This window comes from Streptomyces sp. NPDC030245 (assembly GCF_055572995.1).
In genome coordinates this window covers 172,587-197,978 of sequence record NZ_JBVICF010000013.1, presented here as the reverse complement: position 1 = coordinate 197,978, position 25,392 = coordinate 172,587, and the positions used below count along the sequence as shown (strand labels likewise).

General features: G+C 72.6%; 28 protein-coding genes. 19 read left to right on the top strand and 9 right to left on the bottom strand.

The window, feature by feature from the left end:
* Window positions 1-41: 41 nt before the first annotated feature.
* Together ACZ4Z4_RS31205 and ACZ4Z4_RS31200 are read right to left on the bottom strand one after the other, a co-directional pair.
* Window positions 42-1,139 (bottom strand): enolase C-terminal domain-like protein, encoded by a 1,098-nt coding sequence (locus ACZ4Z4_RS31205; RefSeq protein ID WP_468334701.1) that lies wholly within the window; start codon window positions 1,137-1,139, stop codon window positions 42-44.
* Between the two features lie 73 nt (window positions 1,140-1,212).
* Entirely contained in the window at window positions 1,213-2,205 is a 993-nt protein-coding gene (locus ACZ4Z4_RS31200; RefSeq protein ID WP_468334698.1) for a TIGR03557 family F420-dependent LLM class oxidoreductase, read from the bottom strand.
* Between the two features lie 216 nt (window positions 2,206-2,421).
* Between ACZ4Z4_RS31200 and ACZ4Z4_RS31195 the strand changes: the two genes are divergently transcribed.
* Together ACZ4Z4_RS31195 and ACZ4Z4_RS31190 are read left to right on the top strand one after the other, a co-directional pair.
* The gene (locus tag ACZ4Z4_RS31195; protein WP_468334695.1) at window positions 2,422-3,813 is read left to right on the top strand and encodes an NAD(P)/FAD-dependent oxidoreductase; all 1,392 of its coding nucleotides are present in this window, start codon (window positions 2,422-2,424) and stop codon (window positions 3,811-3,813) included.
* A complete protein-coding gene (locus ACZ4Z4_RS31190) occupies window positions 3,788-5,641 on the top strand; it encodes a transketolase (RefSeq protein WP_468334692.1) in 1,854 nt (617 codons plus the stop codon). Before ACZ4Z4_RS31195 ends, ACZ4Z4_RS31190 begins: the two co-directional genes overlap by 26 nt.
* A 12-nt stretch (window positions 5,642-5,653) precedes the next feature.
* On the opposite strand, the gene ACZ4Z4_RS31185 is transcribed toward ACZ4Z4_RS31190, so the two are convergent.
* Window positions 5,654-6,397: a hypothetical protein gene (locus ACZ4Z4_RS31185; RefSeq protein WP_468334689.1), complete on the bottom strand. Its 744-nt coding sequence runs from the start codon at window positions 6,395-6,397 to the stop codon at window positions 5,654-5,656.
* A 223-nt stretch (window positions 6,398-6,620) separates the two neighbouring features.
* Here ACZ4Z4_RS31185 and ligD point away from each other — a divergent pair, with 223 nt between their 5' ends.
* The 11 genes from ligD (at window position 6,621) to ACZ4Z4_RS31130 (ending at window position 13,136) form a co-directional block, all read left to right on the top strand.
* Window positions 6,621-7,580: a non-homologous end-joining DNA ligase gene (gene ligD, locus ACZ4Z4_RS31180; protein WP_468334686.1), complete on the top strand. Its 960-nt coding sequence runs from the start codon at window positions 6,621-6,623 to the stop codon at window positions 7,578-7,580.
* A 92-nt stretch (window positions 7,581-7,672) separates the two neighbouring features.
* Window positions 7,673-8,020 (top strand): gas vesicle protein GvpO, encoded by a 348-nt coding sequence (locus ACZ4Z4_RS31175; RefSeq protein WP_468334683.1) that lies wholly within the window; start codon window positions 7,673-7,675, stop codon window positions 8,018-8,020.
* A gap of 116 nt (window positions 8,021-8,136) precedes the next feature.
* On the top strand, window positions 8,137-8,565 hold the full coding sequence (locus ACZ4Z4_RS31170; protein ID WP_468334680.1) for a gas vesicle structural protein GvpA: 429 nt from the start codon (window positions 8,137-8,139) through the stop codon (window positions 8,563-8,565).
* The gene (locus tag ACZ4Z4_RS31165) at window positions 8,562-9,302 is read left to right on the top strand and encodes a GvpL/GvpF family gas vesicle protein (RefSeq protein WP_468334677.1); all 741 of its coding nucleotides are present in this window, start codon (window positions 8,562-8,564) and stop codon (window positions 9,300-9,302) included. The genes ACZ4Z4_RS31170 and ACZ4Z4_RS31165 overlap by 4 nt, the downstream gene beginning before the upstream one ends.
* 10 nt (window positions 9,303-9,312) lie before the next feature.
* The gene (locus ACZ4Z4_RS31160) at window positions 9,313-9,552 is read left to right on the top strand and encodes a gas vesicle protein GvpG (RefSeq protein WP_468334674.1); all 240 of its coding nucleotides are present in this window, start codon (window positions 9,313-9,315) and stop codon (window positions 9,550-9,552) included.
* A gap of 2 nt (window positions 9,553-9,554) precedes the next feature.
* A complete protein-coding gene (locus ACZ4Z4_RS31155) occupies window positions 9,555-10,235 on the top strand; it encodes a DNA primase (protein WP_468334671.1) in 681 nt (226 codons plus the stop codon).
* The gene (locus ACZ4Z4_RS31150) at window positions 10,228-11,421 is read left to right on the top strand and encodes an SRPBCC family protein (protein WP_468334668.1); all 1,194 of its coding nucleotides are present in this window, start codon (window positions 10,228-10,230) and stop codon (window positions 11,419-11,421) included. The genes ACZ4Z4_RS31155 and ACZ4Z4_RS31150 overlap by 8 nt, the downstream gene beginning before the upstream one ends.
* Complete coding sequence (locus ACZ4Z4_RS31145; protein ID WP_468334666.1) at window positions 11,418-11,780, top strand: gas vesicle protein; 363 nt, start codon at window positions 11,418-11,420, stop codon at window positions 11,778-11,780. The genes ACZ4Z4_RS31150 and ACZ4Z4_RS31145 overlap by 4 nt, the downstream gene beginning before the upstream one ends.
* On the top strand, window positions 11,761-12,639 hold the full coding sequence (locus tag ACZ4Z4_RS31140; RefSeq protein WP_468334663.1) for a GvpL/GvpF family gas vesicle protein: 879 nt from the start codon (window positions 11,761-11,763) through the stop codon (window positions 12,637-12,639). The genes ACZ4Z4_RS31145 and ACZ4Z4_RS31140 overlap by 20 nt, the downstream gene beginning before the upstream one ends.
* Window positions 12,636-12,824 (top strand): gas vesicle protein, encoded by a 189-nt coding sequence (locus tag ACZ4Z4_RS31135; RefSeq protein WP_362992974.1) that lies wholly within the window; start codon window positions 12,636-12,638, stop codon window positions 12,822-12,824. Before ACZ4Z4_RS31140 ends, ACZ4Z4_RS31135 begins: the two co-directional genes overlap by 4 nt.
* A 3-nt stretch (window positions 12,825-12,827) precedes the next feature.
* Complete coding sequence (locus ACZ4Z4_RS31130) at window positions 12,828-13,136, top strand: gas vesicle protein K (protein WP_468334660.1); 309 nt, start codon at window positions 12,828-12,830, stop codon at window positions 13,134-13,136.
* Window positions 13,137-13,169: 33 nt separating this feature from the next.
* Here the strand turns inward: ACZ4Z4_RS31130 and ACZ4Z4_RS31125 are convergent, their stop codons facing one another.
* Together ACZ4Z4_RS31125 and ACZ4Z4_RS31120 are read right to left on the bottom strand one after the other, a co-directional pair.
* Complete coding sequence (locus tag ACZ4Z4_RS31125; RefSeq protein ID WP_468334657.1) at window positions 13,170-13,985, bottom strand: class I SAM-dependent methyltransferase; 816 nt, start codon at window positions 13,983-13,985, stop codon at window positions 13,170-13,172.
* Between the two features lie 105 nt (window positions 13,986-14,090).
* Complete coding sequence (locus tag ACZ4Z4_RS31120) at window positions 14,091-15,620, bottom strand: phosphatase PAP2 family protein (protein ID WP_468334654.1); 1,530 nt, start codon at window positions 15,618-15,620, stop codon at window positions 14,091-14,093.
* 104 nt (window positions 15,621-15,724) lie between these two features.
* Between ACZ4Z4_RS31120 and ACZ4Z4_RS31115 the strand changes: the two genes are divergently transcribed.
* On the top strand, window positions 15,725-17,353 hold the full coding sequence (locus ACZ4Z4_RS31115) for an ABC-F family ATP-binding cassette domain-containing protein (protein WP_468334651.1): 1,629 nt from the start codon (window positions 15,725-15,727) through the stop codon (window positions 17,351-17,353).
* Between the two features lie 20 nt (window positions 17,354-17,373).
* On the opposite strand, the gene ACZ4Z4_RS31110 is transcribed toward ACZ4Z4_RS31115, so the two are convergent.
* A complete protein-coding gene (locus ACZ4Z4_RS31110) occupies window positions 17,374-18,915 on the bottom strand; it encodes an alpha/beta hydrolase (protein WP_468334648.1) in 1,542 nt (513 codons plus the stop codon).
* Between the two features lie 244 nt (window positions 18,916-19,159).
* Here ACZ4Z4_RS31110 and ACZ4Z4_RS31105 point away from each other — a divergent pair, with 244 nt between their 5' ends.
* Genes ACZ4Z4_RS31105 through ACZ4Z4_RS31095 form a run of 3 tightly spaced genes read left to right on the top strand, consistent with a single transcriptional unit; the run spans window position 19,160 to window position 21,048 of the window.
* A complete protein-coding gene (locus tag ACZ4Z4_RS31105) occupies window positions 19,160-19,393 on the top strand; it encodes a DUF6158 family protein (protein WP_362992962.1) in 234 nt (77 codons plus the stop codon).
* Complete coding sequence (locus ACZ4Z4_RS31100; protein ID WP_468334645.1) at window positions 19,390-19,986, top strand: TIGR03086 family metal-binding protein; 597 nt, start codon at window positions 19,390-19,392, stop codon at window positions 19,984-19,986. Before ACZ4Z4_RS31105 ends, ACZ4Z4_RS31100 begins: the two co-directional genes overlap by 4 nt.
* A 30-nt stretch (window positions 19,987-20,016) precedes the next feature.
* Complete coding sequence (locus tag ACZ4Z4_RS31095; protein ID WP_468334949.1) at window positions 20,017-21,048, top strand: Ppx/GppA family phosphatase; 1,032 nt, start codon at window positions 20,017-20,019, stop codon at window positions 21,046-21,048.
* A 48-nt stretch (window positions 21,049-21,096) separates the two neighbouring features.
* On the opposite strand, the gene ACZ4Z4_RS31090 is transcribed toward ACZ4Z4_RS31095, so the two are convergent.
* Window positions 21,097-21,651 (bottom strand): type 1 glutamine amidotransferase domain-containing protein, encoded by a 555-nt coding sequence (locus ACZ4Z4_RS31090; protein WP_468334643.1) that lies wholly within the window; start codon window positions 21,649-21,651, stop codon window positions 21,097-21,099.
* Between the two features lie 111 nt (window positions 21,652-21,762).
* Window positions 21,763-22,149 (bottom strand): CBS domain-containing protein, encoded by a 387-nt coding sequence (locus ACZ4Z4_RS31085; protein ID WP_468334640.1) that lies wholly within the window; start codon window positions 22,147-22,149, stop codon window positions 21,763-21,765.
* A gap of 160 nt (window positions 22,150-22,309) precedes the next feature.
* Between ACZ4Z4_RS31085 and ACZ4Z4_RS31080 the strand changes: the two genes are divergently transcribed.
* Entirely contained in the window at window positions 22,310-22,438 is a 129-nt protein-coding gene (locus tag ACZ4Z4_RS31080; RefSeq protein WP_468334637.1) for a hypothetical protein, read from the top strand.
* A gap of 79 nt (window positions 22,439-22,517) precedes the next feature.
* Here ACZ4Z4_RS31080 and ACZ4Z4_RS31075 read toward each other — a convergent pair whose 3' ends face one another.
* Window positions 22,518-24,308: a thiamine pyrophosphate-requiring protein gene (locus ACZ4Z4_RS31075; RefSeq protein WP_468334634.1), complete on the bottom strand. Its 1,791-nt coding sequence runs from the start codon at window positions 24,306-24,308 to the stop codon at window positions 22,518-22,520.
* A 271-nt stretch (window positions 24,309-24,579) separates the two neighbouring features.
* On the opposite strand from ACZ4Z4_RS31075, the gene ACZ4Z4_RS31070 reads away from it, so the two are divergent.
* On the top strand, window positions 24,580-25,389 hold the full coding sequence (locus ACZ4Z4_RS31070; RefSeq protein WP_468334631.1) for an RNA polymerase sigma factor SigF: 810 nt from the start codon (window positions 24,580-24,582) through the stop codon (window positions 25,387-25,389).
* Window positions 25,390-25,392 lie beyond the last annotated feature (3 nt).

The window sequence follows — 25,392 nt, the reverse complement described above, 5'->3', positions numbered from 1 at the left end:
CCCAGGTGACCTCGTAGTGGTGACCTCTCAGGGGTGACTTCTCAGGCGACCCGGAACTCCTCCACGTCCTCCGTGCGCAGTTGCAGCCCGTGCCCGACGCCGCCGTCGGGGCGGACCGCGCCCCCGGTCGGGTCGAGCGCCCCGTCGAAGAACATCGACTCGATCCGCACGTGGTCGTGGAACCACTCGATGTGCCGCAGGTTCGGCACGCAGGCCGCGGCCGCCGCGTGGGCGTGCGGCGCGCAGTGGCCCGAGACCTCCAGGCCGTGCGCCTGGGCCAGGGCCGCCGCGCGCAGCCACTCCGTGATGCCGCCGCAGCGCGTCGCGTCCACCTGGAGGCAGTCCACGGAGGGGATCATGCGGGCGAAGTACGGCAGGTCGTAGCCGTAGCCGCCCGCCGTCACATCGCACACCAGGGCGTCCCTGACCAGCGAGAGCCCCCGCAGGTCGTCCGAGGAGACCGGCTCCTCGAACCAGCCGACGCCGTGCTCGGCGAGCACGCGGCCCACCCGGACCGCCTGTTTGCGCGTGTAGCCGCCGTTCGCGTCGACGTACAGCTCGGCCTGCGGGCCGATGACGTCGCGCGCGGTGCGGACCCGGGACACGTCGCGGGCGGCCGACCGGCCCCAGGCCTCACCGACCTTGATCTTGACGCGTGGGATGTGCTGGCCGTGCACCCAGCCGTTCAGCTGGGCCGCCAGATGTGTGTCGTGGTACGTGGTGAAGCCGCCGCTCCCGTAGACGGGGACCTCGTCGCGGGCCGTCCCGAGGAGGCGTACGAGAGGGAGCTCCAGGAGGCGGGCCTTGAGGTCCCACAGGGCGATGTCGACCGCCGAGATCGCGCACCCAGCGGCGCCGGGGCGGCCGGTGTTGCGGACGGCCTGGGTCATCGCGTCGTGCGCGGCGGGGATGTCGAGGGCGTCGAGTCCCTTGATGACCGGGGTGAGTTGCTCGTCGACCAGGGCGGCCACGGTCGCGGGGGCGTAGGTCCAGCCGGTCCCCGTCGCGTCGCCCGCCGTGACCTCGGCGACGACGATGGTCGTGGTGTCCCAGGCGAAGGTGCCGTCGGCCTCCGGCGCGTCGGCGGGCACGGTGTAGGCGGAGACGACGGGTCGTTCGAGGGGTACTTCGTGGTTCATCGGTTCTGTCCTGGGTCGTGACGTCGGTACCGGGTGCCTTGGCCGGCATCCGTGAGGTGCCGGGCCGTGCGGGTCATCGGACGGCACCGTCCCCCGGGGTGGCGGGCGGGGCGCTCTGGAGCTGCGGCAGCACCTTCGTGCGGTAGAAGTCGAAGAAGCCCCGCTGGTCCGGGCCGATCTGGCTCACGTACACCCGGTCGAAGCCCGCGTCGGCGAAGGCCCTGAGCGCGCCGACGTGTTCGTCGACGTCGTCGCCGCAGGTGAAGGACGAGGCGGCCATCTCGTCGGTGATCAGCTGGTCCAGCTGTTCGAAGTGGCGCGGCGTCGGCAGGATCTGGCCCATCTCGCCGGGTAGCAGCTGATTGCCCCACAGTTCGCGCGCCCGGCGCACGGCGGCCTCGCGGTCGGAGCCGTAGCAGACCTTGACGCCGCCGCTGACCGGCTTGCCGCCGCCACCGCCCTTGCGGTAGCGGGAGACCAGCGTCTCGTCGGGCGTCATCGTGATGAACCCGTCGCCGATCCGGGCGGCGAGCGCCGTCGCCTTGGGGCCGAAGCCCGACACGTCGATGGGCACGGGCTCGTCGGGCACCGTGTACAGGCGGGCGTTCTCGACGGTGTAGTGCGGGCCGTGATGGTTGACCTCCTCACCGGTGAAGAGGTTCCGCATCACCTGGACGGCCTCCTCCAGCATCTCCAGGCGGATGTGGGCGGGCGGCCAGGCCCCGCCCACGATGTGCTCGTTGAGCGCCTCGCCCGTGCCGACGCCGAGCCGGAAGCGGCCGCCCGTCATCACGGCGCTCGTCGCCGCGGCCTGCGCCACGACCGCCGGGTGCATACGCAGGGTCGGGCAGGTCACCGCGGTCTCGACGGGCAGCGACACCGCCTCCGTGAGCGCGCCGAGCACCGACCAGACGAACGGGCTCTGGCCCTGCGCCGCGTTCCACGGGTGGTAGTGGTCGGAGATCCACAGCGCCTGGAACCCGGCCTGTTCGGCCATCCGGGCCTGCTCGACCAGTTCGGCGGGACCGAACTCCTCGGTCGCCAGGAAATATCCGTACTCGGGCATGGGGGGTTGCACCTCCGGTGGGCGCGGAGCTGGATGAATACGGCTGCGGGTAACCCCCGGTCGCGGGCGGCAAACGGCGCTCGCCCGGCGTTGCTCCGACGTGGTCCCGGCAGCCGCAGTGGGGAGTCCCGCGGCTCGGGGCGGGAGTTTGGCGTCCGCCGCGCAGGGGCACGCGGCAGGTCCGACCGCGCCGGATTCGACCTGCCGGAGGCGCACGTGAGCCGACCCCGCATCGTCATCGTCGGAGCCGGGTTCGCCGGATACCGCACCGCCCGCACCCTGTCCCGGCCGGCCCGCCACAAAGCCGACATCACCCTGCTCAACCCCACCGACTACTTCCTCTATCTGCCGCTGCTGCCGCACGTCGCCACGGGCGTCCTGGAGCCGCGGCGCGTCACCGTCTCCCTCTCCGGCACGCTGCCGCACGTACGCCTCGCGCTCGGCGAGGCCGACGGCGTCGACCTGGAGCGGCACAGGGTGACGTACACCGACCCCGAGGGGCAGCGCGGCGAGCTGCCGTACGACCGGCTCGTCCTCAGCGTGGGCAGCGTCAACAAGCTGCTCCCCGTGCCGGGCGTCGCCGAGCACGCGCACGGCTTCCGCGGCATGCCCGAGGCGCTGTACCTGCGCGACCACATCACCCGCCAGCTGGAGCTCGCCGCGACCGCGCCGGACGCGCGGACCTGCCGGGCCCGCTGCACCTTCGTGGTCGTCGGCGCCGGTTACACCGGCGTCGAACTCGCCGCGCACGGCCGACTGTTCACGGACGCCCTCGTCCGCAGGCAGCCGCTGCGGCAGGGCATCCGGCCCCGCTGGCTGCTGCTCGACATCGCCGACCGCGTCCTGCCCGAACTCGACCCCCGGCTGTCGTCCACCGCCGACCGCGTGCTGAGGCGGCGCGGCGTGGACGTCCGCACCAGGACCTCCGTCAAAGAGGCCACGTCCGACGGAGTACTTCTGGACGACGGGGACTGCGTCGACACACGCACCCTCGTCTGGTGCGTCGGCGTACGCCCCGATCCGCTCGTCGCCGGACTCGGCCGGCCACTGGAGCGGGGGCGGCTGCGCGTCGACACCTTCCTGCAAGTGCCGGGCCACCCCGAGGTGTTCGCCTGCGGGGACGCCGCGGCCGTGCCCGACCTGGCCAAACCCGGCGGGTTCACCCCGATGACCGCGCAGCACGCCTGGCGCCAGGGCGCGACCGCCGCGCGCAACGTCGCCGCGTCGCTCGGCCACGGCACCCGCAGCACCTACCGCCACCGCGACCTCGGCTTCACCGTGGACCTCGGCGGCGCCCAGGCCGCCGCCAACCCGCTCGGCGTGCCGCTGTCCGGACCGCTCGCCGGAGCCGTCACCCGCGGCTACCACCTGGCGGCGATGCCCGGCAACCGCGTGCGGGTCGCGGCCGACTGGCTCCTGGACTCCGTACTGCCGCGCCAGGCCGTGCAGTTGGGGCTCGTCCGCTCGTGGTCCGTACCGCTGGAGTCCACCTCGCCGGAGGTGGCCCGCGTGCCGCACCAGCGGGCGAAGGGGGACGCGCCGCCCGAGGACGACCCGACCCCGACGCCCAAGGAGACCCCCGATGCCGAACAGCACCGAACAACTTGACGCACTCGCACGGCAGTTGCGTGTCGACTCCGTCCGGGCCGCGGCCGCCGCCGGCTCCGGACACCCCACCTCGTCGATGTCCGCCGCCGACCTGATGGCGGTGCTCGTCGGCCGCCATCTCCACTACGACTTCGACCGCCCCGACCACCCGGGCAACGACCGCTTCATCCTCTCCAAGGGCCACGCGTCACCGCTCCTCTACGCCGCGTACAAGGCGGCAGGGGCGCTCACCGACGACGAGCTGCTCACCTTCCGCGAACAGGGCAGCCGCCTCGAAGGCCACCCCACACCGCGCGCCCTGCCCTGGGTCGAGGTCGCCACCGGCTCGCTGGGGCAGGGGCTGCCCGTCGGCGTCGGCATGGCCCTCTCCGGCAAGCGGCTCGACCGGATTCCCTTCCGCGTCTGGGTGCTGTGCGGCGACAGCGAACTCGCGGAGGGCTCGGTGTGGGAGGCCGCCGAGCACGCCGGGTACGAGCACCTCGACAACCTCACCGCGATCGTCGACGTCAACCGCCTCGGCCAGCGCGGCCCGACCCGCCACGAGTGGCAACTGAGCGCCTACGCCGACCGGTTCAAGGCCTTCGGCTGGCACGTCGTCGAGACCGACGGGCACGACGTCGACGCCGTCGACCGCGCCTGCCACGAAGCGGGCTCCACCCTCGGGCAGCCCACCGTGATCCTCGCCCGCACCGTCAAGGGCAGGGGCGTCGCCGCCGTGGAGAACCGCGAGGGCCTGCACGGCAAGCCGCTGCCCGACGCCGGGGCGGCCGTCGAGGAACTGGGCGGCGTGCGCGACGTACGCGTGGAGGTGCGCAGGCCCGCCGCCGCACGAACCATGCACGCCGTGCGCAGCGGCCACCTCGAACTGCCCCGCCACGCGCTGGGCGACGCCGTCGCGACCCGCACCGCGTACGGCCAGGCGCTCACCGCGCTCGGCACCGCGCGCGGCGACGTCGTGGCCCTGGACGGCGAGGTCGGCGACTCGACACGGGCGGAGTACTTCGCCAAGGAACACCCCGACCGGTTCTTCGAGTGCTACATCGCCGAACAGCAACTCGTCGCCGCGGCCGTCGGGTTGGCGGCGCGCGGCTGGGTGCCGTACGCCTCGACGTTCGCGGCGTTCCTCACCCGCGCCCACGACTTCGTGCGGATGGCGGCGGTCAGCGGCGCCGACATCAACCTCGTCGGCTCGCACGCGGGCGTCGCGATCGGCCAGGACGGCCCGTCCCAGATGGGCCTGGAGGACCTGGCGCTCTTCCGTGCGGTGCACGGCTCCACCGTCCTGTACCCCTGCGACGCCCACCAGACCGGGCGGCTCGTCGCCGAGATGGCCGCACTCGACGGAATCCGCTACCTGCGTACGTCGCGCGGGGACGCGCCCGTCATCTACGGGCCCGACGAGAAGTTCCCGGTCGGCGGCTCCAAGGTGCTGCGCGCCGGCGACGCGGACCGGCTGACCGTGGTGGCGGCCGGGGTGACCGTCCACGAGGCGCTGACCGCGGCGGACGCGCTCGACCGCGAGGGCATCCCCGTGCGCGTCGTCGACCTCTACTCCGTCAAGCCCGTCGACCGCCGCGCCCTGCGCGAGGCGGCGGAACGGACCGGCTGCCTCATGACCGTCGAGGACCACCGGGAACAGGGCGGCCTCGGCGACGCGGTCCTCGACGCGTTCACCGACGGCAGGCCGGTGCCGCGCCTGGTGCGGCTCGCGGTGCGGACGATGCCCGGTTCGGCGTCGCCGGCGGAGCAGCTGCGCGCCGCGGGCATCGACGCGGAGTCGATCGTGGCGGCGGCGCGGCTCCTGGTGGAGCAGGGCGTGGTCCGCTGAGCGAGAACGCGGTCAGCGGTGCCGGGTTGCCCTGAACCAGGCGTTCGCCGCCGGGCGGAACATGAGCCCCGTCGCCATGAGCGCGGCGGCCAGGTGCAGTACCTGCCCCGCGCCGAACAGGACGTCGACCGCGCGCGCGTCCGTGACGGTCGCGCCGAGCGCCGTGAGCGTCCCCAGCGCCCCGAGCACGCCGGTCAGCGCCCAGCGGGCCCAGCGGGCGCCGCGGCGCATCCGCACCGCCACCAGGACGGCCGCGGAGAGCAACGCCATACGGAGCAGGAGCTCACCGGTGAACCCGCCGGTGAGCCCGTCGGCGGACATGCCGATGCGGTGGCCGGGACCACTGCTCCCGGACGCCTCCCCGACGCCCGCGAGCGCCGACTCGAAGACGCCCGCGGCGACCGCGGTGAGCCAGAGCGAGAAGGCCGCCGTGACGGCGGCGGGCGCGGGCGGCCCGACGGTGCCGGGCAGGATGCGGGCGAGGAGCCCGGGTTCGGGGGAGCGGGGCCGGGGGCGGGGGACGCGCGGCAGGGCGGGACGGGGGGCGGGGGCGCCGGAGGGCCGCAGGTCGGGATCGGCGTCGTACGCCATATCGGTCCTGCGGGTCGGGGAGTCGTGCGTCACATCGGCGTTGCGGGTCGGGGAGTCGTACGCCGTATCGGCCTCGCGCGTCGGGGAGTCGTACGCCGTATCGGCACCGCGCGTCGGGGAGTCGTGCGTCACATCGGCGCTGTGCGCAGGGGAGTTGTGCTGCATGGCGGGCCTCACAGGAGCGGGACGGCTGGTCGGTACCTCCGATCCTTCCGGCCGGGGCGCCGTCCGGCACGCCCGCCGTCCCCCGTTTCCCAGGTGGTGCCAGCCACCCTCCCGACCAGGGTGAACACCACCGTGTCGGTGCGGCGGTGGGCGACTACCGGGCCTGACGCTGGGTACTCGCCGGGTCACGTCGCACTTGGCGAACCGAGCCGAAGGGACCCCCATGAACGACGTACGGACGGTGCGGGCCGGCCGCCGCACCGTGGAGCTGCACCGACCGCAGAAAGTCCTCTTCCCCGGCCTCGACGGCAAGGGCAAGGGCGGCGGAGGCACCGCGGGGGACCACGGCGGCACGGGCCACACGAAGGCGGACCTCTTCGACTACTACCGGTCCGTCGCCCCGTTCATGCTGCCCCACCTGCGCGACCGGCCGCTGATGCTGGAGCGCCACCCCGACGGTGTGGACGGCCCCCAGTTCATGCAGAAGGACACCCCGGACCACTATCCGGACTGGATCACACGCGTCGAGGTGGCCAAGGAGGGCGGCACCGTCCACCACACCGTGTGCGACGACACGGCGACCCTGCTCTTCCTCGCCGACCAGGCCTGCGTCACCCTGCACCGCTGGCTCTCGCGCACGGCCCGGATCGACCACCCCGACCGGATCGTCTTCGACCTCGACCCCGCCGAGGACGACTTCGGCGCGGTGCGCGACGCCGCCCGTCTCCTCGGCGAACTGCTCGACCACATGAACCTGCCGTCCGCCCTGATGACGACGGGCTCGCGCGGACTGCACGTCATCGTGCCGCTCAACGGCCACCACGACTTCGACGACGCCCGGGCCTTCGCCAAGGATGTCGCCGACACCCTCGCCGAGGCCCACCCCGAGCGGTTCACCACGGCCGCCCGCAAGAAGGACCGTGGCGACCGGCTCTACCTCGACGTGCAGCGCAACGCGTACGCGCAGACGGCGGTGGCGCCGTTCTCCGTGCGGGCCAAGCCAGGGGCGCCGGTGGCCGTGCCCATCGCCTGGGAGCAGCTCGACGACCCCGCGGTGCACGCCCGGAGCTGGACCATCGACAACGCCGTGGAGCAGGCCCGCACCGACCCGTGGGCCGGTCTCCCGCGCTCCGGACGCGCGCTCGGCCCCGCCCGCCGCAAGCTCCGCGCCCTGCGCGGCTGACGCACCCGCACGAGCCGCCCGGCGTCCGGGCCGGACACGTAGCGATCACGTTTGGCCAAGGCTCTTCGGGTAACCCGATGAAGGAGGTGAACATGGCCAATACGTCACGTAAGACGACAGAGAACGCAGACAGCAAGACATCGGGCGAGAAGGACGAGAAGGAATCGCTGCCCGGCCCCATGGCGGTCCTCCGCCACGCCAGGGAGCAGCTTGCCGAGCTGACCGGCATGACACCCGAATCGGTGTCGTCCTTCGAACGCACCGAGGACGGCTGGCTGTTGGAGATCGAGGTCCTCGAACTCTCCCGTGTCCCCGACACGATGAGTCTCCTCGCGAGTTACGAGGTGCAGCTGGACCCGCAGGGCGAGCTGACGGGCTACCGCAGGCTCCGCCGTTACGAGCGCGGCCGTTCCGAACCTCGCGGCACCGGCGGCCACTAGCCGGCAAGCCAGGACCACAGGCCAGGAGGACCAACAGTCGACCCAGAAAGGTCAACAGCCAGGACAGGAAGCCAAGACCCCGATCAGGCACCAGACTTGAGGAGGCATCAGTCGGCATGACCGTAGTCCCGGCACAACAGTCCGGCGGCGGAGGCGGCACCAGTGGCCTGTACGACGTCGTGGAACTCATCCTCGACCGAGGACTCGTCATCGACGCCTTCGTACGCGTTTCGCTCGTCGGTATCGAGATCCTGAAGATCGACGTCCGTGTCGTCGTCGCGAGCGTCGACACCTATCTCCGGTTCGCCGAGGCGTGCAACCGCCTCGACCTGGAGACCGGCAAGAAGAAGGACCCCGGACTGCCCGACCTGGTGGGCGAGATCACCGAGTCCGGCGCCAAGGGCAAGTCCAAGGGCGCGCTCTCCGGAGCCGCCGAGACCATATCGGACGCCTTCAAGCAGTCCCGTGAGGAAGGCCAGCGTCAGAGCGAGGACCGGCCGAAGCGCCGTTCCACCACGTCCCGCCGGAAGGAGGAGCAGGAGTGACCACCTACGTCTACGGCATCGCGAGCAGCTCCCACCCGGCGCTGCCCGAGGGCATGGAGGGCATCGGCCGGCCGGCCTGCCCCGTGCGCATCCTGAAGAGCGGTGAGCTCGCCGCCATCGTGAGCGACTCCCCCGAGGACCTCAAGCCCAAGCGGCGCGACCTCCTCGCGCACCAGAACGTCCTGTCGGAGGCCGGCGCGGCCGGCTCCGTGCTGCCGATGCGGTTCGGCAGTCTCGCCCCGGACGACGAGACGGTCACCTCCGTGCTCGGCGAGCGGGCCGACCACTACCTGGAGCGGCTGCGCACCCTCGACGGCAAGGTTGAGTACAACGTGAAGGCCTCCCACCACGAACAGGCCGTACTGCACCAGGTCCTCGCCGAGAACCCGGAGCTGCGCGCCATGGTCGAGGCCAACCAGCGCCAGGGCGGCGGCACCCACGAACAGAAGCTGAAGCTCGGCGAGATGGTGACCTCGAACGTGCGGGCCCGCGAGCAGAGCGATGCCGTCGAGGTGCGGCGCGCCCTGGAGCCGGCCGCCGAGTCGGTCGCCGACGGCCCCGAGAGCAGCGGCTGGCTTGCGAACATCTCGTTCCTGGTGAACCGCAAGTCCGCCGAGGGCTTCCTCGCGGCCGTCGAGGAGCTCCGGGCCACCCAGCCGCACCTGGACCTGCGGGTGCACGGTCCGCTGCCCCCGTACAGCTTCGTCGACCCGGGGCCCGCCAAGCCCGCGGAGTGAGTGTGACGGCATGGGGCTGATCGGTGAACTGCTCCTGCTGCCTCTCGCCCCGGCCCGCGGCTCCCTCTGGGTGCTCAGGCAGGTGGTCGACGAGGCGGAGCGGCAGTACTACGACCCCTCGGCGATCCGTCGTGAACTCTCCCGCCTGGAGGAGCTCCTCGAGGCGGGAGAGATCGACGAGGCCGAGTTCGAGCGGCACGAGGACGAGCTCCTCGACCGACTGCAGCACAGCACAGGACAGGACTTCTGAGAATGAACCGAATGGCAGTGGGCCTCGCCGTGGGCGCGGGATACGTCCTCGGTCGCACGAAGAAGGCGAAGTTCGCGTTCGCCGTCGGCACGATGGTGGCCGGCAAGCGGCTCAACCTGAGCCCCAAGGCGCTGGGCTCGTTCGTGAACCAGCAGTTGCAGAACAACCCGCAGTTCAAGGAGATCGGCGACCAGCTGCGCCAGGACATGCGGGGCGTGGGCAAGGCGGCCACCGGCTCGCTCCTCAACCGGCAGCTCGAAGGCCTCGCCGACCGTCTGCACGACCGCACCCTCGGCGTCCAGGACCGCATCGCCGGCGTGGTGCCGGGACAGGCGGACGACGACAGGGACGAGGACGCCGAGAACCGCGACCGGGACCGGGAGCAGGACGAGGACAGGGACGGCGACGCGGACGAGGACGCGGAGCCCGAACGGCCGGCACAGCGCAAGAAGGCGCCACCGAAGCGGACCGCGCGCAAGACGGACACGAAGCCGGACGCCAAGTCCGCGCCGAAGACGGCCGCGAAGAAGACCCCGGCCAAGAAGAGCCCGCAGAAACCGGCCCGCAAGACCGCCCAGAAGAAGTCCACCGCGGCGGCGCGCGGCACCGCCCGCAGGGCCGCGTCGTCGGCGTCGTCGGCCCGCAGCGGCGGCAGGACGAAGGGAGGCAGCGACCATGGCTGAGTCACCTCTGAGCAACATCACGCGCAGCCCGGCCGCCGACCGCCTGAAGGACGAGGCGCAGGCCTACCTCATGGCCCAGGTCGAGCGCATGCTCGTCGGCGTGGGGCACCGGCTCGGCGACGCCACCGTCAAGCTGAACGACATAGCGGAGGGCAAGAGCCCCGGCTTCGGCAAGCTGGCCGCGCAGGCCGGCAAGAAGGTCGCCGAGGGCAAGGGCCCGGTGCGCAGCGCGCTGGAACTCGGCGGCAGCCACCTGAAGGACTCCGTCAAGGGGGCCGTCCAGAACCTCGGGGGCAAGCGCAAGAAGGGCGGCGCGGGCCAGAAGCCGACGGTCATCCTGGAGTACGTCGACATCGGTGTGCCGCTGCGCGAGGCGTACGACCAGTGGACGCAGTACCAGGAGTTCTCCACCTTCGCCAAGGGCGTCAAGGGCGCCACCGTCGCGAACGACACGGAGTCCGACTGGAAGCTGAAGGTCTTCTGGTCCAACCGGAGCTGGAAGGCGCACACCACCGAGCAGGTGCCGGACCAGCGCATCACCTGGACGTCCGAGGGCGGCAAGGGGACGACGAAGGGTGTCGTCACCTTCCACGCGCTCGCCGAGAACCTCACCCGGGTGCTGCTGATCATCGAGTACTACCCGAAGGGCCTCTTCGAGAAGACGGGCAACATCTGGCGCGCCCAGGGCCGCAGGGCCCGCCTCGACCTCAAGCACTTCGCCCGGCACATCTCGCTGCGCGGCGAGGCGAGCGACGGCTGGCGCGGCGAGATCCGCGACGGCGAGGTCGTCCGCAGCCACGAGGACGCCGTGGCCGAGGAGGAGGACGAGCGCGAGGACACGCAGGACACGCGCGAGGACGAGGCCCGGGACGAGCACGAGCCGCAGGACGAGCACGACGCGCAGGACGAGCCGGAGTCCGAGTACGACGAGGACGAGGACGAGCGCGAGGACGAACCGGCGGAGGAGTACGAGGACGAGGACGAGCCCGAAGAGGCGGAGGACGAGGAACCGCAGGGCGAGCACGAGCACGAGCACGACCTGGACGAAGAGGACGAGCTCGAGCCCGAGGAAGAGCCCGCGGACGAGTACGACGAGGACGACGAGGCCGAGGACGAGGCCGACGCCGACGAGGAGAAGCAGCGCGAGTACGCCGAGTCGGCCGGCGGCGGACGGGCCCGTCGATGACGACCCCCTCTGGCGGCGGACTGCCCGGCCCCTACGGCGGGGGCGGCGGCGGGGCCAACCTCGCCGACATCCTCGAACGCGTCCTGGACAAGGGCATCGTCATCGCCGGTGACATCAAGATCAACCTGCTCGACATCGAACTGCTCACCATCAAGCTCCGCCTCATCGTCGCCTCCGTGGACAAGGCCAAGGAGATGGGCATCGACTGGTGGGAGGGCGACCCGGCGCTCTCCCAGGGGGCGCGCCGCAGCGAACTCTCGCGGGAGAACGCCGAGTTGCGGCAGCGCCTCGCGGAGCTGGAGGAGCGGATGTCCCTGGAGCTGGCCGAGAAGGAGGCACATGAACGCCGTGAACGATGAGCCGCACGGCGACGGCCCGCGCCCCGACGACCTGCGGTACGTCTACGCGGTCTGCCGCCCCTTCAGCGCACCGCTCGCCGCCGACCTCACCGGGGTCGGCGGCGTGCCGCCCCGCCGCCTGGAGCACGAGGGGCTGGTCGCCCTGGTCGGCCCGGTGCCGGAGCGGGACTTCGCGGAGGACGCGCTCCGCGCCCACCTGGAGGACCTGGACTGGCTCGCCGACACGGCCCGCGCGCACCAGCGGGTGATCGACGCGCTCACCTCCGTCACCTGCCCGCTGCCGCTGCGCCTCGCGACCGTCTTCCGTGACGACAGCGGCGTACGCGCCATGCTGGCGGACGGGGCGGAGCGCTTCCACCGCGTCCTCGGCAGGATCGACGGACGCGTCGAGTGGGGCGTGAAGGTCCACCTGCTGAGCGAGGAGTCCACCGCGCCGCAGGCCGCCGCCCCGGCCCGGCGGACCGGGCCGACCAGCGGGCGCGACTATCTGCGCAGGCGACGCAGTCAGCGCACGGCGCAGGAGGAGGGCTGGCAGCGGGCCGAGGTCTTCGCCCGGCGCCTGCACGAGACGCTGTCGCGGTGCGCCGAGGACTCCCGGCTGCACGCGCCGCAGAACGCCGAGCTGTCCCGCACGCCGGGGCGCAACGTCCTCAACGCGGCGTATCTGGTGAGCCGGGAGAACTCCGAGGAGTTCGTCGAGCTCGTGGACCGCACGAAGGACGAGGACGAGGGGACGAGCCGCCTGCGGGTGGAGCTGACGGGGCCCTGGGCCGCGTACTCCTTCACCGGCGACGAAGCCACCGGCGACGAAGCCAACGGCCACGAACGCACCGGCGACGACAAGGACCGTGCCGAATGACCGTCGTCGAGCGCCGCGAGATCGCCCTGGTCGACCTGCTCGACCGGCTGCTCGCGGGCGGTGTCGTCATCAAGGGCGACATCACCCTGCGGATCGCGGACGTCGATCTCGTACGCATCGACCTGAACGCGCTGATCAGCTCGGTGAACGAACAAGTGCCCTCGCCGTGGCCGGACAGGGAGTGAACCATGGAACCCGAGACGCCGGAGCGCCGCGACGACCACCGCAAGCGCATGGACCTCGACCCCGACACCGTGGAGCGGGACCTGGTGAAACTGGTCCTGACCGTCGTCGAACTCCTCCGTCAGCTGATGGAGCGGCAGGCGGTGCGCCGCTTCGACACCGGTGAGCTGACCGAGGACCAGGAGGAGCGGATCGGCCTCACGCTGATGCTCCTGGAGGACCGGATGGCCGAGCTCCGCAACCGCTACGGGCTGCGGCCCGAGGACCTGAACCTGGACCTCGGGCCGCTGGGCCCGCTGCTGCCCAGGGAGTGACCCGCTGCTCAGGGAGTGATCCGTGACAGGCTCTCACTTCCGGCAGAGGACCTCCCCGTGCAGCACCGCGAACCACGCGTCCGGCCGGTCGCCCCACTCCCGCCACGCCGCGGACACGGCGCGCAGCCCCGCCGCGTCCGCGTGGCCGCCCGACACCGCGCGCTCGGCGTACGTGGAGGCGAGCGTGCGGTCCGCCCACAGGCCGCTCCACCAGGCCCGCTCGTCCGCCGAGCCGTAGCACCAGGTGGCGGCGGTCGCGGTGATGCCGGCCTCGGCGAAGCCGGCCTCCAGGGCCCAGGACTTGAGGCGGCGCCCCGCGTCGGGCTCGCCGCCGTTGGCGCGGGCCACCCGCAGGTACAGGTCGAGCCAGTCGTCCAGGGCGGGCAGCTGCGGGTACCAGGCCATCGCCGAGTAGTCCGCGTCGCGGACCGCCACGATGCCGCCCGGTTTGCAGACGCGGCGCATCTCGCGCAGCGCCCGCACCGGGTCGCCCACATGCTGGAGCACCTGATGGGCGTGGACGACGCAGAACGAGTCGTCGGGACAGTCGAGGTCGTGCACGTCGGCGACGGCGAACTCGACGTTGTCCAGGCCTCGCCCGGCCGCGGTGGCGCGTGCCGTGTCCAGGATGCCGGGGGCCCGGTCCACACCGGTGACACGGCCGTCGGGGACCAGCGCGGCGAGATCCGCGGTGATGGTCCCCGGACCGCAGCCGATGTCCAGGACCGTCATGTGGGGCTTCAGCGAACCGACCAGGTAGGCGGCCGAGTTGGCGGCGGTGCGCCAGGTGTGGGAACGCAGCACGGACTCGTGGTGCCCGTGCGTGTAGACGGCGGTCTCCTCCGGCATGGCGGTACTCCTTCGGGTGCGAATGTACGAGGCACCGTACGCCGCCGTGCCGAATTGTGAGACCCACGTATCAATATGTGGTCGGCGCGTTCCGTCGGCGGACGGTCAGTGGACCGCCGGAAGCGGCCGGTAGACGGTCAGTGCCTCGGGCAGCTTGTCGACCGTCAACGAGCCATGGACCCGCGTCACTTCACCGTCGTACGCCACGACCGTGCCCGCCGCGAGGCCGTCCACCCGCAGCCGGGGCAGCCGTGCGGCCGTCTGTGCGGGGGAGCGCACATCGGGTCCCGTCAGCGCCGCGGCGAGGAGCCTTGCACCCGGCCTGCGGCCGCCGTGCACGACGCGCACGTCGAGCAGCCCGTCCGCCAGGTCGAGCCTGCGGCCCGGAGTGAGGCCCGGCCGGTGGTAGGTGCAGTTGCCCGCGAAGAGCATCCACATGGCCCGCTCCTTGCCCCGGAACTTGGCGACCAGCGGCCGCTCGTCGGAGCGCAGCACCTTCAGCGCCGCGAGCACCGAGGCAGGATGACCGCCGATGCGGTGCGCCCAGTGCTCGCGCTGCCGCACCAGCTCCGGGTACACGCCCAGGCTGAACGTGTTGAGGAAGTAGCCCTCTTCCCGCTCCCCGGACCCGTTCTCCGAGGAGAAGCGGCCGACGTCCACGGCGACCGCGTCGCCCGCCTCCACCGCGCAGGCCAGATCGCGGGCGTCCTCGACCCCGAGGTCGTACGCGAAGTGGTTGAGCGTGCCGCCGGGCAGCACGGCGAGCGGCAGCCCGTGGTGCAGCGCGACGCGGGCCGCCGCGTTGACCGTCCCGTCCCCGCCGCACACGCCGAGCACCTGGGCGCGGGCCGCCGCCTTCTCCAACTCGGCGCCTATGTCGGCCGGTTCGGCGACGACGACCTCCGCCGCCGGCAGCGCGTCCCGCAGCGTCCTCACGCGCTGCGGGGTGCCGGCCCCCGCGTTGGCCACCAGGACGAGCCCCGCACCGCCCGGCAGCGCGGGCGCCGTCACCCGGGGGCGGCCGGGCGGCGCCAGCTGCGCCCGCGTCGGCACCAGACCCCGCACCGCGAACGCCGCGCCCGCGCCCAGCGCCGAGCCCACCAGGACATCGCTCGGAAAGTGCGCCCCGGTGTACACCCGGGAGACCGCGACGGCCGCCGCGAGCGGCGCGACGGCCGCACCCCACGCCCGCGACTCCAGCGCCACCCCCGTGGCGAACGCCGCCGCGGACGCCGAGTGGCCCGACGGGAACGATGTGGTGATCGGCTGCCGCTTGAGCTGCCGGATCAAGGGAACCGGGTCGAGCAGCGGCCGCGGCCGGCGCACCGAGCGCTTGCCCAGCGTGTTGATCGTCGCGGAGGCCAGCGCCAGGGACGCCACACCGCGCAGGGCCGCGCGCCGGGCCCGCGGGGTGCGCGTCGCGGCGATCCCCGCGGCCGTCGCGAACCACAGCACCCCGTGGTTGGCGCTCCGGCTGAGCCGGGGCAGCACCGGGTCGGCGCCGGGCCAGTGCCGCGCGGCGACCGCCTCGAACAGCCGGCTGTCGAGGGCGACCATGCGGGCCTTGAACGGATGGCGCCCGGCGGCGGGGCGGGACAGGTCGATGCCGGAGACGTCCGGGTTATCAGCGCACATGGCGCACGCGTACCCTGCGCGCCGGCCTTCAGGCCGGACGGGCGGAGCGGACCGGGCGGGAATCGGTTTGCCCGGGCACCCGTCGGCCACGGACAATCCCGCTCATGGGACATCTGGAAGCCGCACACCTCGAGTACTACTTGCCGGACGGGCGGGCGCTGCTCGGTGATGTCTCCTTCCGGGTCGGCGAGGGCGCGGTCGTCGCCCTCGTCGGGGCGAACGGCGCGGGCAAGACGACGCTGCTCCGGCTGATCTCCGGTGAGCTCCAGCCGCACGGCGGCAGCGTCACCGTCAGCGGCGGACTCGGCGTCATGCCGCAGTTCGTGGGCTCCGTGCGCGACGAGACCACCGTGCGCGACCTGCTCGTCTCCGTCGCCCAGCCGCGCATCCGGGCGGCCGCCAAGGCCGTCGACGCCGCCGAGCACGCCATCATGACGGTCGACGACGAGGCCGCCCAGATGAGCTACGCGCAGGCGCTCTCCGACTGGGCGGAGGTGCAGGGGTACGAGGCGGAGACGCTGTGGGACATCTGCACCACCGCCGCGCTCGGCGTCCCCTACGACAAGGCCCAGTTCCGCGAGGTCCGCACCCTCTCCGGCGGCGAGCAGAAGCGCCTCGTCCTGGAGGCCCTGCTCCGCGGCACCGACGAGGTGCTGCTCCTGGACGAGCCGGACAACTACCTCGACGTACCGGGCAAGCGCTGGCTGGAGGGGCAGCTCAAGGAGACCCGCAAGACCGTCCTGTTCGTCTCCCACGACCGGGAGCTGCTCGCCCGCGCCGCCGAGAAGATCGTCAGCGTCGAGCAGAGCCCCGGGGGCGCCGACGCGTGGGTGCACGGCGGCGGCTTCGAGACGTTCCACGAGGCCCGCAAGGAGCGCTTCGCGCGCTTCGAGGAGCTGCGCCGCCGCTGGGACGAGAAGCACGAGCAGCTGAAGAAGCTGGTGCGCACCCTGCGCCAGGCCGCCGACGTCAGCCACGAGATGGCCTCGCGCTACCACGCGGCGCAGACCAGGCTCCGCAAGTTCGAGGAGGCCGGGCCGCCGCCCGAGCCGCCGCGCGAGCAGGACATCACCATGCGGCTCTCCGGCGGGCGCACCGGCGTCCGGGCCGTGACCTGCGAGAACCTCGAACTCACCGGCCTGATGAAACCCTTCGACCTGGAGGTCTTCTACGGCGAGCGGGTCGCGGTCCTCGGTTCGAACGGCTCGGGCAAGTCGCACTTCCTGCGGCTGCTCGCGGGCGACACCGACAACCCCGTCGCGCACACCGGGTTCTACAAGCTCGGCGCGCGCGTCGTGCCCGGCCACTTCGCGCAGACCCACGCGCACCCCGAGCTGCTGGGCCGCACGCTCCTGGACATCCTGTGGCGCGAGCACGCGCAGGACCGGGGTGCCGCCATGTCCCGGCTGCGGCGGTACGAGCTGACGGGCCAGGCGGAGCAGAGGTTCGAGCGGCTCTCCGGCGGCCAGCAGGCCCGCTTCCAGATCCTGCTGCTCGAACTCCAGGGCTGCACGGCGCTGCTCCTCGACGAGCCCACGGACAACCTCGACCTGGAGTCCGCGGAGGCGTTGCAGGACGGCCTGGAGGCGTTCCGGGGGACGGTTCTCGCCGTCACCCACGACCGCTGGTTCGCCCGCTCCTTCGACCGCTATCTGGTCTTCGGCAGCGACGGCCGGGTCCGTGAGACGCCGGAGCCGGTGTGGGACGAGCGGCGGGTCGACCGGGTGCGGTAGACCCGCCGCGGCGCCGGGCGTCAGCCGAAGGCCGGCGACGTCTGCTGGGTGCGGCCGGCGCCCGGTGCGGCCCGGCACGTCACGTCCTTCGCCGGCAGCCCGCCGGTGACCAGGTAGGCCGTGGCGGTGTCCTGCGCGCACCGGTTGACCGGTCCCGCCGCCATGCCGTACGCGACGCCGTGCCCCTCGCCCTCGTCGACGGTGACGAGGCGGGAGCCCTTGAGCGCGCGGTGCATGCCCCGCGCGGTCGACAGCGGGGTCTGCGAGTCCCACTCGTTCTGCAGAATCAGCGTGCCGACGTGGTTGTCGACCCTGGTCACCGGCTCCACCGGCCGGTCCCAGAAGGCGCACGGATTGATGTTGGACGCGAAGTCCCCGAACAGCGGGTAGCGGGCGGCGTCACGGACCGAGTCGCGGCGGTACGTCTCCGGGTCGCGCGGCGCCTCGGCGTCGCCGCACACGACGGTCCAGAGCCCCGACAGCAGGTTGTCCGGGCTCTCCGGTGCGGACGGGAAGTCGGGGACCGGCTTGCCCGCGGCGGCGTCCCTGAGGAGGGCGACGAGTTCGGCGGCGCTGCGGACGGTGAAGAACTCACGCCGCAGGAAGGCGCGGATGTCCGTGCCGGTGAGCTTCTCGCCGCCCACGACGATCGGGTCGCGGTCGGCCCGCTCGACCAGGCCCCAGAAGACCGCGGCGACCTCGGCCGGGGTCTTGCCCAGGTGGTACGTCGACGCGTGCTCGGCGGTCCACCGCGCCCACCGCGCGAACGCGGGCTCGGCCTCCGGCGCCCAGACCTGGAACATCTTCCGCCACATGAGCTTCGGGTCGACGGCGCTGTCGAGGACGAACCGGTCGGCGCGGTGCGGGAACAGCTGCGTGTAGACGGCCCCGAGGGCGGTCCCGTACGAGACGCCGAAGTAGGAGATCTTCCGCTCGCCGAGGACGGCCCGCAGGACGTCCATGTCGCGGGCGGTGTTGCGGGTCGTCATGTGCGCCAGTCCGGCGCCGCCCCGTGCGCGGCACTTGTCGGCGACGGTTCTCGCCCAGGTGACGCTCTCGCCGAACGGCCGGTAGTGGCGCGGCCACTCGCGCTCCGCCGGGGTGAGCCCACAGTTGACGGGCGCGCTCCTGCCGATGCCCCGGGGGTCGAACCCGATGAGGTCGTAGCGGTCCGTCACCGACCGTGGCATGTCCTTGGACAGGGCGAGCGGCAGGTCGAGGCCGGGGCCGCCGGGACCGCCGGGGTTGGAGAGCAGGACTCCGCGGCGCTTGCCGGCGTCCCGCGCCGCGATCCGGGATATCGCGAGGTCGATGGTGGTGCCGCCGGGGTCGCGGTAGTCCAGCGGCACCTTGATGGTGGCGCACCGGAACCGGGCGGGTGTGTCGGAGCCGCACCGCTGCCACTGCGGGGTCTGGTGCGTGAACCGGGCCGGCGGGCGGCTTTCGGTGTCCTGCCGGGGCGCGGCCGACGCGGGTGTCGCGGTGAGGCCGGGGAGCAGCGTGGCGGCCGCAGCGAGTGCGAGGAGCGGTAAGAGACGGCGGCGTGGAGCGGAGCGGGGCATAGGGGTGGTCCTTCCGGTGGGCGAAGCTCTGCCGACCGGATGGACGCCGGAACAGGGCCCCCTGCCTCCCCTGCGGGAACCGCTGTTTCAGGACATTTCCCGGGCCCCTTCGCACCGCTTGCGCGGACACCTGTCACACATCGGGAGCGCGCGCGAACCGTGTGCGGTGCATCCTGGGTAGTACGGGCCCAGTGGGTACCCGGGAGGGCAGGGAGCGAGACGACCACAGCGATGGGAGCGCGCCATGAACGGAGTCGAGCCGAGCCGGCTGGACGACCAGCAGCTCATCAAGGAGCTGGAGACGATCCACCGCACCCGCCACACCACCCTGCTGCACGGCTCGAGCGACGCCCTGCGGGCCCACAACGAACGCATGGCCCAGCTGGAGGGCGAGTATCTGCGCCGCCATCCGCACCGGTCGGTGGCGGGCGGACGGACCCGCGAAGGCGCGCGGGAGAGGGGAACGACGGGCTCATGACGGACCGTTCCGCAAGCGAGACGGACCCGCACCTGCTGGACCGGCACGGCGCGGCACTGGACCTCTTCACCGACCGCGTGCACGCCGTCCGCGCCGACCAGTGGGACGACCCCACCCCCTGCACCGACTGGACCGTGCACGACCTGGTGAACCACCTCACGGCCGAACAGCTGTGGGTGCCGCCACTGGTCCGCGACGGCGCCACCATGGAGTCCGTCGGCGACCTCTTCGAAGGGGACATGCTCGGCCACGACCGGATCGCCTCCTGGGACACCGCGGCCGCCGCCTCCCGGGCCGCCTTCCACGAGCCGGGCGCCCTGCACCGCATCGTCCACCTCTCCTCCGGGGACGCGTCGAGCACCTTCTACTGCGGGCAGATGACCGTCGACCTCGTGGTGCACGCCTGGGACCTGTCCCGGGCGATCGGCGCCGACGAGACGCTCCCCGACGACCTCGTCGACTTCGCGGTGCGTGAAGTCGCCCCGTACGCCGACGAGTTGGCGAAGAGCGGACTCTTCGCCCCCGCGGTGGAGCCGCCGCCCGACGCCGACGCGCAGACGAAGCTGCTGAACCTCATGGGCCGCGGGGTGTGACCCCCTCGCGACACAGGGAACCTGATGTCCATGAGAGTCGGTGTGGTGGATGTGGGATCGAACACGGTGCGCCTGGTCGTCGCGGACGCCGACGGGCAGGTGCCGTTGCCGGTCCACACGGTGAAGAGACGGCTACGGCTCGGGGAGCACCTGGACCAGGACGGCCGGCTCGGCGACGAGCCGGTGCGGCAGCTGGTCGCCGCGGTGCGCGACGTGCAGGAGGAGGCGCGGAGGTGGGGCGTGACCGAGCCCTTCGCCTTCGTCACGTCGATCGTGCGCGACGCCCCGAACCGGTCCGAGGTCCTTGAGGCGGTGGCGGCGGGGACCGGGGTCCGGCTGCGCACCCTGTCCGGTGAGGCCGAGGCGGAGCTGACGTTCCTCGCCGCCCGGCGGTGGATGGGCTGGCGCGCGGGGCCGCTGGTCCTCTTCGACATCGGCGGCGGCTCCCTGGAGGTCGCCTTCGGGCGCAGCCGCCTGCCGGACTACGCGGCCTCGCTGCCACTGGGGGCGAGACGGCTGACACGGGAGCTCTTCGACGGCCAGGACCCGCCCCGCGAGGAGGACCTCAAGGCGGTACGGCGCCAGGTGCGCCACCAACTGCGTGACGTGGCCGCGCGGATCCGCTGGGAGATGCCGCACACGGCCGTCGCCACGTCCCGCACGTTCCAGCAGCTGGCCAGGTTGTGCGGGGCGGCCCCCGGCCGCTACGGCCCGTTCATGGAGCGGCAGTTGGGCCGAGCCGAACTGGGCAGGGCGGTCCGGGAACTGGCCCGGCTGCCCGCCGAGCGGCGCGCACAGCTGCCGGGCATCTCGGCGGCGCGCGCCGGACAGTGCGTGGCCGGCGCGGTCGTCGCCCACACGGCCATGAAGCTGACCGGGATCGAGACGGTGACGGTCTGCCCGTGGGCGCTGCGCGAGGGCATCCTGCTGCGCTACATCGAGGACGGCGACGCCGACTGGTGGGCCGGGGAACACGTGCACGCCGCGGCCGGGGAACCCGTGCGCACCGCCGACGGTGGTCACGGCGACCCGACGTCCCTGCGCCTGGCCACCGCGACCTGAGCCGCCTGGAAGCGGCCCGCACCGCCCGGGGGCGGCGGCCCTTCCGGGCTACTTTCCCTTGGCTCCCTTGGCGAATTCTGCGAGGAACGCCTCGCAGAACGCCTTGAGGTCGTCCGGCTTGCGGCTGGTGATCAGCGTGTTGGGGCCGCCGTCGCAGACCTTGACCTGCTCGTCGACCCAGGTGCCGCCCGCGTTGCGGATGTCGGTCCGCAGGCTCGGCCAGGAGGTCAGCGTCCGGCCGCGCACCACGTCCGCCTCGACGAGCGTCCACGGGGCGTGGCAGATGGCCGCCACCGGCCGGCCCTGCTCGAAGAAGTCCCGGACGAACGCGACGGCCTTCTCGTCCATCCGCAGGAAGTCCGGGTTGGCGACGCCGCCGGGCAGCACGAGCCCGCCGAACGCGTCGGCCCGCGTCTCGCCCACGACCTCCTGGACGGGGAACGTGTCCGCCTTGTCGAGATGGTTGAAGCCCTGCACCTCGCCGGAGTCCGTCGACACCAGGACGGGCTCGTCGCCCGCGTCCTTGACGGCCTGCCACGGGTCGGTGAGTTCGATCTGCTCGACGCCCTCGGGCGCCACGAGAAACGCGATGCGCTGCGGCATGGCGGGTTGTCCTTTCTCTCCATCCGATGCTCTGCACGGGTCGTCCCAAGAGGGTGGTACCAAGCGAGTGGTAACAAGACCCTTTTACCCTTTTGCCGCCCTTGAGGACTTTTACACGGATTCGTCGTGACGGCCCGGCGTGAGGTCGCCGAGGCTCACCATCCCCACCGGCCGGCCGTCCTCGACGACGGGCAGCCGCCGGACCGCGTGGTCGCGCATCAGGCCGACCGCGGCCGACACCGCGTCGTCGGGGCCCACCACCACCGGGTTGGGCGTGCAGACGGCCTGGGCGCTGACCGTCAGCGGATCGGCGCCGTCCGCCACGGCGCGCAGCGCGATGTCCCGGTCGGTGAGCACGCCGAGCACCTGGCCGTCCACGGCGACCAGGACGTCCCCGATGTCCTGGGCGCGCATCAGCTGTGCCGCTTCCACGAGGGAAGCGTCGGGGCGGACGGCCACGACGCCCGGCGTCATGACCTCCCTCACGTAATCGGCCATGGCTGGGCCCCTCCCGCAGATGTCCTTCGTACGTTCGTCGGGTGCTGTCGCCGCAGTACCCCTGAGCCCCGCGGCCATGCCCTTTCGGGGAGGTTTGCGCCGCCGGGCCGGGGAGACCCGGCCCGCGACACCCCCCACACCGACTGGGAGGGCAGGGGTCATGGCGGTACTCGCTGTATTCATCCCGCTGGTGATGCTGGGCGTGGTCCTGGCACTCGGGCGGTACGAGGAGTTGCTGCTGCCGCCCGCGAAGAACCCGGACGACGTCATACGGCGCCGCACCGCGTGACGCGGCAGCACGGTGCCGCCGGGCCCCCTCAAGAACGGCCGGGCGGCACTGTCGCGCGCGGCGCCCTCCAGCGGGCCCCCTAGTGGCGGCCCCATTCCTGCACCTTCGCCTTCAGCCCCTGCTTGAGCATCGAACCGCGGTCCGCGTCGCCCTTCAGCATGGCGGTCACCGTGGACTCCAGCTGGTCCCACGTCGCGTGCGGCGGGATCGGCGGGACCGCGGGGTCGGTGCGGAACTCCAGCACCGCGGGGCCGTTCGCCGCGAGACCGGCGCGCCAGGCGTCCTCGACGTCCTCGGGGCGCTCCACCCGGATGCCGGTCAGCCCGATCGAGCGGGCGAACTCGGCGTACGGCACGTCCGGCAGGGACTGCGAGGGCAGGAAGGACGGGGCGCCCTCCATCGCCCGCATCTCCCACGTCACCTGGTTCAGGTCCTGGTTGTTCCACACGCCGACGACCAGCCGCGGATCGTCCCAGCGATGCCGGTACTTGGCGGCGGTCACCAGCTCCGCCATGCCGTTCATCTGCATCGCGCCGTCCCCCACCAGGGCCACCGCGGGCCGGTCCGGATGCGCGAACTTCGCCCCGATCGCGTACGGCACGGCGCACCCCATCGTGGCCAGCGTGCCCGACAGCGAGGCCCGCATGTCGCCGCGGACCGTGAGGTGGCGCGCGTACCAGTTCGCCACCGAGCCGGAGTCGGCGGTGATGATCGCGTTGTCGGGCAGCAGCGGGTCGAGGGCGCGCGCCACGTACTCCGGGTTGACCGGGTCGGCGGAGAGCGCCGCCCTGCTCTCCATCACACTCTTCCAGCGCGTCACGTTCGCCCGGATCTCGTCGGACCACTCGCGGCAGACCTCGCGCCGGTCCTTGTCGATGAGCGGGATCAGTTCGCGCAGCGTCGCCCGCGCGTCGCCGACGAGATTCACCTCGTACGGATAACGCATCCCGACCATGTGCGGGTCGATGTCGATCTGCACGCCCCGCGCCGAGCCGAACTCCGGCAGGAACTGCGAGTAGGGGAAGCTCGACCCGATCGTCAGCAGGGTGTCGCAGTCCCGCATCAGCTCGTAGCTGGGGCGGGTGCCGAGCAGGCCGATCGACCCCGTGACGTACGGCAGGTCGTCGCTCAGCGCGTCCTTGCCGAGCAGCGCCTTCGCCACGCCCGCGCCGAGCACCTCGGCCATCTCCTCGACCTCGGCGCGCGCCCCCGCCGCTCCCTGGCCGATGAGGATCGCCGCCTTGTCGCCGGAGTTGAGGACCTCCGCGGCGCGCTCCAGTGCGGTCGGCGACGGCATCGCCGTCCAGCTGCTGCGGTCCAGGCTGGAGGGGACCATCTTGAAGGCGTGCGGGGGAGGGAAGTACTCCAGCTCCTGGACGTCACCGGGGACGATGACGGCCGTCGGGCAGCGCCGCGCGTACGCGGTGCGGATCGCCCGGTCGATGACGTTCGGCAGCTGCTCGGGCACCGTCACCGTCTCCACGAAGTCGCCCGCCACGTCCTTGAACAACGTGTGCAGGTCGACCTCCTGCTGGTACGAGCCGCCCATCGCGCTGCGGTCCGTCTGCCCGACGAGGGCGAGGACCGGCACGTGGTCGAGCTTCGCGTCGTAGAGCCCGTTGAGGAGATGGACCGCCCCGGGACCCGACGTCGCCACGCACACACCGAGCCGCCTGCCGAACTTGGCGTACCCGACGGCCTGGAAGGCGGCCATCTCCTCGTGCCGCGCCTGCACGAAGCGCGGCCGGTCCTCGGCCCTGCCCCACGCGGCGAGCAGACCGTTGATGCCGTCACCCGGATAGCCGAAGACCTGCTCGACGCCCCAGGCGCGCAGCCTCTCCAGAATGTGATCGGCGACCTTGACGCTCATGACGGAGCCCTCCGGACGGATCGGGAATCGGGGGTCACGTCCGGGTGTCCGGCCGTACCGGAGAGAAACCTCCGGGTGTTTGCTCCCGGAAGCCGGGGGCAGGCGGAAGGGAGTGCTTCGGACAGGAGGCACGTCCGTGGGAGTGATCGCGTCGCTCGCCCCCCGGGTGTGCCCCCGTACCGACCCGGGGTGTGCCCCGCAGTGATTCCGTCACGCACTCCCACGGTGACCGTCCATCCCAAGGCACCCCACGAGGGAGTTGCGACGCACCATGCGATCCCACGACACCACCGCAGTGGCCACCAGGTCCAAGCGGCACCCGCACGACGACGCCCCGGACACGGCGGAAGGCTTCGCCCGCCTCGTCGAGATGGAACCAGGACCCGAACGGGACGCCCTGCGCCAGGAGCTCGTCCGGGCCTGGCTGCCCATGGCGCAGCGGCTCGCCGGCCGGTTCCGCAACCGCGGCGAGGCCCTCGACGACCTGCGGCAGGTCGCCGCCCTCGGCCTCGTGAAGGCCGTCGACCGCTACGACCCGCAGCGCGGCACGGCCTTCGAGAGCTACGCGGTGCCGACCGTCACCGGCGAGATCAAGCGGCACTTCCGGGACCACATGTGGACCCTGCACGTGCCGCGCCGCGTCCAGGATCTGCGCAACCGCGTACGTTTCGCCCGCCAGGACCTCTCCCAGGTCTCCGGGCGCGCCCCCACCGTCGCCGAGATCGCCGAGCACGCGCAGATGAGCGAGGAGGAGGCGAAGGCCGGCCTGGAGGCGCTCGACAGCTTCACGGCGCTCTCCCTCGACGCCGAACTGCCCGGCAGCGAGGACGGCTACTCGCTGAGCGACGCGCTCGGCGGCCCCGACCCCGCGCTCGACGTCGTCGTCGACCGCGAGGCCGTCAAGCCGCGCATCGCGGAGCTGCCCGAGCGCGAGCGGGAGATCCTCTACATGCGCTTCTTCGGCGACATGACGCAGAGCCGCATCGCGGACGAGATGGGCATCTCCCAGATGCACGTCTCACGGCTCATCAGCCGCTGCTGCGACCGGCTCCGCGACCAGGTCATGCGGGACGCCGCCTGACGC